Annotated in this window: 1 protein-coding gene; it reads right to left on the reverse strand. The window is 49.9% G+C overall.

What is annotated here, in order from left to right:
- A partial coding sequence (gene glpX / locus R7Q11_RS26160) for a class II fructose-bisphosphatase (protein WP_225466999.1) occupies positions 1-700 on the reverse strand: 700 nt, incomplete at its 3' end.
- Between the last annotated feature and the right edge of the window lie 30 nt (positions 701-730).

Below are 730 nucleotides of genomic sequence, written 5' to 3' on the forward strand. Positions count from 1 at the left end.
GAGGTAGAAGACGGCCATGCATGTCACCATCAAGTGCGCGAATCACCGCTGCGGATACCACCCCCTCTGGTGCACCGCCAATGCAGTACATGAGGTCCACTTCACTATCTGGCATACACGTTAGGATGGAAGCTGCAACGTCGCCATCTGGCACCGCGAAGACACGCACACCCATCGCCTGCATTTCAGCTATCACATCATCGTGGCGAGGTTTTGCTAGAGTGATGACAACCAGAGTGTCCAGCGTTTTATTTAGCGCACCAGCAACGTTTTCTAGGTTTTCTTTCAACGGCTTTTCTAGATCGATCACGCCTTTCGCACCTGGGCCAACAACCAATTTTTCCATGTACATGTCAGGTGCTTTTAAAAAGCTGCCTTTTTCACCCGCGGCAAGCACTGCCAATGCGTTTGATTGACCCATTGCGGTCATGCGAGTGCCTTCAATAGGGTCAACAGCGATATCCACTTCATCGCCACCTAGACCAACTTTCTCACCGATGTATAGCATTGGAGCATCATCGATTTCACCTTCACCAATGACAATTTCACCACTGATGTCTGTTTTGTTCAGTAGAGTGCGCATAACTTCAACAGCTGCGCCATCGGCTGCGTTTTTGTCACCACGGCCAAGCCATTTGTAACCAGCGAGTGCTGCACCTTCAGTTACACGAGAAAATGCCATTGCTAAATCGCGTTTCATGATGTCTCCAAGTAAGCAAGAGGGAAGAGG

The organism is Vibrio sp. 970 (assembly GCF_033339075.1).